Source organism: Weizmannia acidilactici, from assembly GCF_008974225.1.
GTDB lineage: Bacteria > Bacillota > Bacilli > Bacillales > Bacillaceae_C > Weizmannia > Weizmannia acidilactici.
The window spans coordinates 1-6,953 of the sequence record NZ_BKZR01000071.1 but is presented as its reverse complement, the minus strand read 5'-3'; the positions used below and the strand labels follow the sequence as shown (position 1 = coordinate 6,953).

General features: G+C 46.8%; 9 protein-coding genes. 8 read left to right on the top strand and 1 reads right to left on the bottom strand.

Translation table 11 applies throughout. The features are described from left to right. Nucleotides 1-127 precede the first annotated feature (127 nt). Nucleotides 128-316 (top strand): small, acid-soluble spore protein, alpha/beta type, encoded by a 189-nt coding sequence (locus GBH70_RS15980; RefSeq protein WP_151681960.1) that lies wholly within the window; start codon nt 128-130, stop codon nt 314-316. A gap of 123 nt (nt 317-439) precedes the next feature. Here GBH70_RS15980 and GBH70_RS17030 read toward each other — a convergent pair whose 3' ends face one another. Further along, entirely contained in the window at nt 440-697 is a 258-nt protein-coding gene (locus tag GBH70_RS17030) for a hypothetical protein (protein ID WP_151681959.1), read from the bottom strand. Nucleotides 698-817: 120 nt separating this feature from the next. Here GBH70_RS17030 and ispE point away from each other — a divergent pair, with 120 nt between their 5' ends. The 7 genes from ispE (at nt 818) to GBH70_RS15940 (ending at nt 6,904) form a co-directional block, all read left to right on the top strand. Beyond that, entirely contained in the window at nt 818-1,684 is an 867-nt protein-coding gene (gene ispE / locus GBH70_RS15970; protein WP_151681958.1) for a 4-(cytidine 5'-diphospho)-2-C-methyl-D-erythritol kinase, read from the top strand. A gap of 189 nt (nt 1,685-1,873) precedes the next feature. After that, on the top strand, nt 1,874-2,722 hold the full coding sequence (gene purR / locus GBH70_RS15965) for a pur operon repressor (protein WP_172967578.1): 849 nt from the start codon (nt 1,874-1,876) through the stop codon (nt 2,720-2,722). Beyond that, nucleotides 2,719-3,093, top strand: a complete 375-nt coding sequence (locus tag GBH70_RS15960; protein WP_151681956.1) for a RidA family protein — start codon at nt 2,719-2,721, stop codon at nt 3,091-3,093. Before purR ends, GBH70_RS15960 begins: the two co-directional genes overlap by 4 nt. A 128-nt stretch (nt 3,094-3,221) precedes the next feature. After that, a complete protein-coding gene (spoVG, locus tag GBH70_RS15955; protein ID WP_061566021.1) occupies nt 3,222-3,515 on the top strand; it encodes a septation regulator SpoVG in 294 nt (97 codons plus the stop codon). 284 nt (nt 3,516-3,799) lie between these two features. After that, the gene (glmU, locus tag GBH70_RS15950) at nt 3,800-5,173 is read left to right on the top strand and encodes a bifunctional UDP-N-acetylglucosamine diphosphorylase/glucosamine-1-phosphate N-acetyltransferase GlmU (protein ID WP_151681955.1); all 1,374 of its coding nucleotides are present in this window, start codon (nt 3,800-3,802) and stop codon (nt 5,171-5,173) included. 13 nt (nt 5,174-5,186) lie between these two features. Next, the gene (locus tag GBH70_RS15945) at nt 5,187-6,149 is read left to right on the top strand and encodes a ribose-phosphate diphosphokinase (RefSeq protein ID WP_151681954.1); all 963 of its coding nucleotides are present in this window, start codon (nt 5,187-5,189) and stop codon (nt 6,147-6,149) included. 113 nt (nt 6,150-6,262) lie between these two features. Beyond that, the gene (locus GBH70_RS15940) at nt 6,263-6,904 is read left to right on the top strand and encodes a 50S ribosomal protein L25/general stress protein Ctc (protein ID WP_151681953.1); all 642 of its coding nucleotides are present in this window, start codon (nt 6,263-6,265) and stop codon (nt 6,902-6,904) included. Nucleotides 6,905-6,953 lie beyond the last annotated feature (49 nt).

Genomic DNA, 6,953 nt, shown 5'->3' with positions numbered 1-6,953 from the left:
TCATATTTTGGACCGGTTCCACACATACTACAGGCAGGCATGCAGGGATTGTTTTTGAACCAAAATAAAAATGGAGAGGCGGGCTTTTTGACCCTGCTTTTTCACCAAAGGGGGAAATGTTCATCTTATGAACCGAAGAAGAGGGATTATGTCTGAACGTTTTAAAGAAGAGTTGGCGAAAGATTTGGGCTTTTATGATGTTGTCCAAAAAGAAGGATGGGGTGGCATTAAAGCCCGTGATGCCGGGAATATGGTCAAACGGGCCATTGAACTGGCGGAAGCGCATCTGGCTTCGGAAAAACAATCAGGCATTTGACCTGTCGGTACCTTTTGGACTGTTGCATGCCGGAGGGGGCTGTCCCTAAAGTCAGTAATTGACCTGGGGCGCCCCTTTTTAAATGCACAGTTCTATCGTTGGAATTTGTTAATGATCGCGAAATTACCCGCTTTCTGCAGGCAGTCCGCGAGCCTCTTTGCACGACTCCATGCTGCGGGGTCCCTTCTTGTCCTCCTTTTCCTGCAGGAGTCTCGTGAATTTCGCGATCATCAACAAAATACGTGAAACAAGAACCCTGTTTAGAAAAATTATTTTTCCGGCAGATTGATTAAGAGATTTTTGGGAAAGCCCCTCCTTGCGCCCTTCGTCCCAGCCATGGCGTCCGTTGAAGAAAACGGTAAATTTTACGCCTGTCCACAATTTCTTCTGCTTTATGATGAAATTTATTCTTTGATGTAAATATTTGTCGGGCATTATGTTAGAATAAGAAAAATGAAGCATAGGAAAGCTGCGGCTGGATTTTGGAAGTAGGTGAACGATTTGAAATTGTTGGTCAAAGCGCCGGCAAAGATTAATTTATCGCTCGATGTGCTTGGCAAGCGCGAAGATGGCTACCATGAGGTTGAAATGATTATGACAACCATTGATTTGTCCGACCATCTTGAACTCTCGGAACTCCGCGAAAATGAGATTAAAATCGTTTCGCAAAACCGCTTTGTGCCGGATGACCAAAGAAATTTGGCATATCAGGCTGCCCGGTTATTGAAAGAACGGTACGGGATTCGGCAAGGCGTAGAAATTGCAATCGACAAGGTGATTCCGGTAGCTGCCGGGCTGGCGGGCGGAAGCAGCGATGCAGCCGCGACACTCAGAGGGTTGAATAAGCTGTGGAATCTCGGCCTCTCCCTCGATGAATTGGCCGAACTCGGCGCTGAGATTGGCTCCGATGTGTCCTTTTGTGTCTATGGCGGTACCGCGCTTGCTAAAGGGAGGGGCGAAAAAATCACCAAACTGCCTGCCCCGCCGAATTGCTGGGTGATCTTGGCGAAACCGTCCATCGGGGTGTCGACGGCCGAAATTTACAAGCAGTTGGACTTGAATCAATTCGTACATCCGGATATCAACGGGATGATTGAGGCAATACGCGGACAGGATTTTCAAAAAATTTGCCGCCTTGCCGGCAATGTGCTGGAAAGCGTCACTTTAAAGGCGTATCCGCAAGTGGCGCACATTAAAACGCAGATGAAACGTTTCGGGGCGGACCTTGCTTTAATGAGCGGAAGCGGGCCTACCGTTTTCGGTCTTGTCCAGTACGATTCGAGGCTCCAGCGGATTTATAACGGCCTGAGGGGATTTTGCGGACAGGTATTTACTGTAAGGTTGATCGGGGAACGCGAACAATCATAAAATAAAATACACTATTGTACGGAATTTGATTTGCAAAAACAAAAAAATGATGTATATTTATGTTATCATATCCAGTTTTTCCGGCGCCTACACCTGCCTGAGTTTATGTGCGCCCGTTTTTGGCGTAAAGGATGCGGCGGGGCGGGCACCGCGCTTTTAATGAGATCGGATGTAACGGGGGTTTGTAGAGTGAAGTTTCGGCGAAGTGAACGACTTGTGGACATGACGCATTATTTATTGCAAAAACCGAGGATTCTCGTACCCCTCAGTTTTTTTGCCGATCGTTACAATTCCGCGAAATCTTCTATCAGCGAGGATTTAACGATTATCAAAGAAACGTTTGAAAAAAGGGGGATTGGAACGCTACAAACCGTGCCCGGCGCGGCGGGCGGCGTAAAATTTATTTCGCGCGCGGGCAGGGCGGAAGCGGATGAAGCAATCAGCGAACTTTGCACGCTCATGGAAAATCCGGACCGTCTGCTGCCGGGCGGGTACTTATATATGACGGATTTGATCGGCAACCCCCAATTGATCAGCAAGGTCGGCAAATTATTGGCTGCCGCTTTTTCCGACCGAGAGATTGACACGATTATGACCGTGGCAACAAAAGGGATCCCGATTGCGCTTGCTGCTGCCATGTATTTAAACGTTCCGGTTGTTATCGTCAGAAACGACAGCAAAGTGACGGAAGGGCCGACTGTCAGCATCAATTATGTCTCCGGCTCGCAAAAACGAATTCAGACGATGGTCCTGTCCAAAAGAAGCCTGCGGGAAGGGGCAAAAGTTTTAATTGTCGATGATTTTATGAAAGCCGGCGGGACGATTAACGGGATGATCAATTTGTTAAAAGAGTTCAATGCATCTGTGGCGGGTATCGGTGTACTGGTGGAATCCGAAGACACGAAAGAACGCCTTGTGGATGATTATGTGTCCCTCGTCAAATTGAAGGATGTGGATGTGCGCAGCCAGCAAATCAAAGTGGTGGAAGGAAACTATTTTTCGAAAGTCAGCACTTTTTTAGAGGAGGATGCAAAATGAAGACCGTATCAACAAAACAGGCGCCGCAGGCAATTGGACCATACGCGCAGGGCATCATTGCGGGCAATTTATTTTTCAGTTCAGGCCAGATCCCGCTGAAGCTGGATGGGACGCTTGTAGAAGGCGATATTGAAGCGCAAACCCATCAGGTGATGCAAAATTTAAAAGCGGTTTTGGAAGAGGCAGGCGCTTCATTGGAAACAGTCATCAAAACAACGGTTTTTATTAAAGACATGAATGACTTTGCCAAAGTGAACGAAGTATACGGTTCCTATTTTACAAGCCATAAACCGGCCCGCTCCTGTGTGGAAGTGGCACGGCTCCCGAAAAATGCGGGTGTTGAAATAGAAGCGGTTGCGCTTATTCCTTAATGGCCTGTTCCCTGCTTCCATTCTTTCAATCTATGAAAAATTTTAGGGTTTTTTTCTGAAAAAGAAGGAAATTTTTAAAGTACGTTGAATACTAAAAATGATCCTAAATCTTTTAAGGTGGTGAAAGAATGGAAGTAACAGATGTAAGGCTGCGCCGTGTGCACACGGAAGGCAGGATGAGAGCGATTGCATCTATTACCATGGACAATGAGTTTGTTATCCACGATATTCGCGTGATCGACGGCAACAATGGCTTGTTTGTTGCAATGCCGAGCAAAAGGACTCCGGACGGCGAGTTTAGAGATATCGCCCATCCAATCAACTCGAGTACGCGCAGTAAGATCCACGACGCGGTTTTGTCGGAATATCACCGTTTAGGGGAATTGGAACAAGTGGAATTTGAGGAAGCCGGCGCTTCCTGATAGAATATTTGCAACAAGAGCCTACTTCAACAGTAAGGCTCTTCTTTTTTGCATATTTTTACGCCGCCCGCACCGGAACAAGCACCTCCTGCATTTGTCGGACGCCGTACCCTGAACCGGCCTGTCCCCCTTTTTACAGCAAATTCTTCTATTGTAACTAAATCATCCGCAACTTTGCCACAAAAATGGTTTTCCAATAATTGTATTTCCCCGGGTTTCCTTGAAATAAACGATTATTTAAGATATATTTTTTATGGATAAAAAGGTTTATTGGGGGATCATAAATGGCAAATAGATTCGCTGTACTCCTAGCTGCAGGCCAGGGTACCCGCATGAAATCGAAATTGTATAAAGTGCTCCATCCCGTCTGCGGAAAGCCGATGGTCGAACATGTTGCAGACCAGGTTTTACAGCTTGATATGGATAAAATTGTGACGGTTGTCGGGCATGGCGCAGAACAAGTACAGGCATGCCTAAAGGGCAAAACGGATTTTGTCCTGCAAGAGGAACAGTTAGGTACCGGGCATGCCGTCCTGCAGGCTGAACCGATTTTGGGAAAAGAGGACGGTACTACTTTGGTTGTCTGTGGGGACACGCCTTTATTACAGGCGCAGACCTTAAAGGCGCTATTTGAGGAGCATGAACAGAAAAAAGCGAAAGTAACGATTTTAACCGCAAACGCATCCGACCCAACCGGATACGGGCGGGTGATCCGCAATAAAGCGGGATTGGTGGAGAAAATTGTCGAACATAAAGACGCCACACTGGAAGAACGGAATGTGAGAGAAATCAATACGGGTGTTTACTGCTTTGATAACCGGGCGCTTTTTGGAGCTTTAAAACAAGTTTCGAACGATAATGCCCAAGGCGAATATTATCTCCCTGATGTTGTGAGCATCTTAAAATCGCAAGGGGAAATCGTGGTTGCTTACCATACGGAAAGCATGGAAGAAACTTTAGGCGTAAACGACAGGGTCCAGCTCGCCGAAGCGGAAAGGATCATGAGAAAACGCATCAACGAAGGCCATATGAAAAACGGCGTGACAATCATTGATCCGCAGCAAACTTACATTGATGCGGATGTTGTGGTCGGCCAGGATACCGTCATTTACCCGGGGACGAAGCTGTCCGGAAAAACCATCATCGGGGAAGGATGCAAGATCGGGCCGAATTCGGACATTATGGATTGCATCGTCGGAAACGGAACAGAAATCCGCCAATCGGTTGCAGAAAACAGTGAAATCGGTGCCCATGTTCAAGTCGGTCCTTATGCCCATATACGGCCGGAGTCGTTGATCGCGGACGATGCAAGGATCGGCAATTTTGTTGAGGTCAAGAAATCAACCGTCGGAAAAGGCAGCAAAGCATCCCACCTGACGTATATCGGCGACGCGGAAGTGGGGGCGGGCGTCAATCTTGGTTGCGGCACGATTACAGTGAATTATGACGGTAAACATAAATTTAAAACAATCATTGAAGATGGTGCATTTATCGGCTGTAACTCCAATTTGGTTGCACCTGTAACCATCGGAAAAAATGCTTATGTTGCTGCGGGTTCGACGATTACGGATGATGTTCCGGGAGAAGCATTATCCATAGCACGCGCACGACAGGTCAACAAGGAAAATTATGCCAATAAATTAAAACATAAACAATAATTGGAGGTCCATCATGTCTAACCAGTATTTAGATCCAAATTTGAAAATTTTCACGCTGAATTCCAATCCGAAACTTGCCGAAGAAATTGCCAGAGTTGTCGGGGTGGAACTGGGAAAATGTTCCGTTTCGCAATTCAGCGACGGTGAAATTCAAATCAATATTGAAGAAAGTATCCGCGGCTGCGATGTTTATGTGATCCAATCGACAAGCGATCCCGTCAATGAACATATGATGGAACTCCTCATTATGGTCGATGCGTTAAAACGGGCTTCCGCGCGTACGATTAACCTTGTCATCCCTTACTACGGCTATGCAAGGCAGGATAGGAAAGCCCGCGCGCGCGAACCGATCACTGCAAAACTCGTAGCTAATCTTTTGGAAACGGCAGGCGCTACGAGGGTGATTACATTGGATTTGCACGCGCCGCAAATTCAAGGATTTTTCGATATTCCAATTGACCATTTGATGGGCGTCCCAATTATTGCGAAATACTTTAAAGGCAAAAAATTCCGCCAAGAAGATATTGTCGTTGTTTCCCCCGACCATGGCGGCGTGACCCGTGCTCGCAAACTGGCTGAGCGCCTCAAAGCGCCGATCGCTATTATCGATAAACGCCGACCGCGCCCGAATGTTGCCGAAGTGATGAACATTGTCGGAAATGTGGATGGGAAAATTTGCATTATCATCGATGACATTATTGATACGGCAGGAACGATTACGCTTGCGGCGAAAGCGCTGATTGAAAGCGGCGCGAAAGAAGTGTATGCGAGCTGCACCCACCCGGTATTGTCAGGGCCTGCGATTGAACGCATTAACAACTCCCCGATTAAAGAACTGGTTGTCACCAATTCCATCAATATTCCGGAAGAACGTAAAATCGAAAAGCTTGTAGAGTTGTCGGTTGCGCCGCTTTTGGGCGAAGCGATTATCCGTGTGCATGAAGACCAGTCTGTAAGCCCGCTGTTTGACATATAATTTGTCGGGAATTCCGGTATAAAGCCAAAAAAATTAAAAAAATAGGTTTATATTCTATTTGGCTGGGGTAAATATATACTTGATGCTTGCTTAAACATTAGGAGGTCATGATCATGGCAAATGTACTGGAAGCAAGAAAAAGGGTGGAAAGACACCATTCCACCAGCCGCCAGCTTAGGAGAAAAGGCTACATACCGGGCGTTGTTTATGGTTATCAAACTGAAAATACACCGATTTACGTTAGCGGCGCCGAATTTGAAAAGTTATTGCGCGAAGAAGGAAGAAATGCTGTGTTTTCCCTTGATGTGGAAGGGATGCAGCGAAACGTTATGCTTCATGAGGTTCAAACGGATCATCTGAAAAATAAAGTCATCCATGTTGATTTTCTGGCAGTAAATATGTCGCAGGATGTCGATGCGGAAGTGCGCGTCGTCCTTTCGGAAGAATGCGCCGGGGTGAAGGACGGCGGTGTGCTGCAGCAGGCATTGCATGAATTGTCCATTACCGCAAAACCAAATGAAATCCCTGATGCGATCACGGTGGATGTTTCTAATTTACAAGTCGGAGAAAATATCTCTGTCGGGGATATTCGCGGGCAATACGGTTTTACGATTAACCATGATGATACGGAAACGATTTGTTCCGTGCTGCCGCCTCGCCAGGAAGAAGAAATCAGCACTGGCGAACAGCAGGAATCGGGAACGCCTAAAAATCTTGAAGGGCGGGAAACAAACGAAGCGGCAGATCCGAGCTGACGGAAAAAGGCGTATGAAAGTACGCCTTTTTTGGTGCGCCTGGCATGGT

What these genes read in the sequence shown, in the direction of transcription:
- GBH70_RS15980 (WP_151681960.1), top strand. Translation starts at nt 128, where the DNA reads ATGAACCGAAGAAGAGGGATTATGTCTGAACGTTTTAAAGAAGAGTTG.
- GBH70_RS15960 (WP_151681956.1), top strand. Translation starts at nt 2,719, where the DNA reads ATGAAGACCGTATCAACAAAACAGGCGCCGCAGGCAATTGGACCATAC.
- spoVG (WP_061566021.1), top strand. Translation starts at nt 3,222, where the DNA reads ATGGAAGTAACAGATGTAAGGCTGCGCCGTGTGCACACGGAAGGCAGG.
- glmU (WP_151681955.1), top strand. Translation starts at nt 3,800, where the DNA reads ATGGCAAATAGATTCGCTGTACTCCTAGCTGCAGGCCAGGGTACCCGC.
- GBH70_RS15945 (WP_151681954.1), top strand. Translation starts at nt 5,187, where the DNA reads ATGTCTAACCAGTATTTAGATCCAAATTTGAAAATTTTCACGCTGAAT.
- GBH70_RS15940 (WP_151681953.1), top strand. Translation starts at nt 6,263, where the DNA reads ATGGCAAATGTACTGGAAGCAAGAAAAAGGGTGGAAAGACACCATTCC.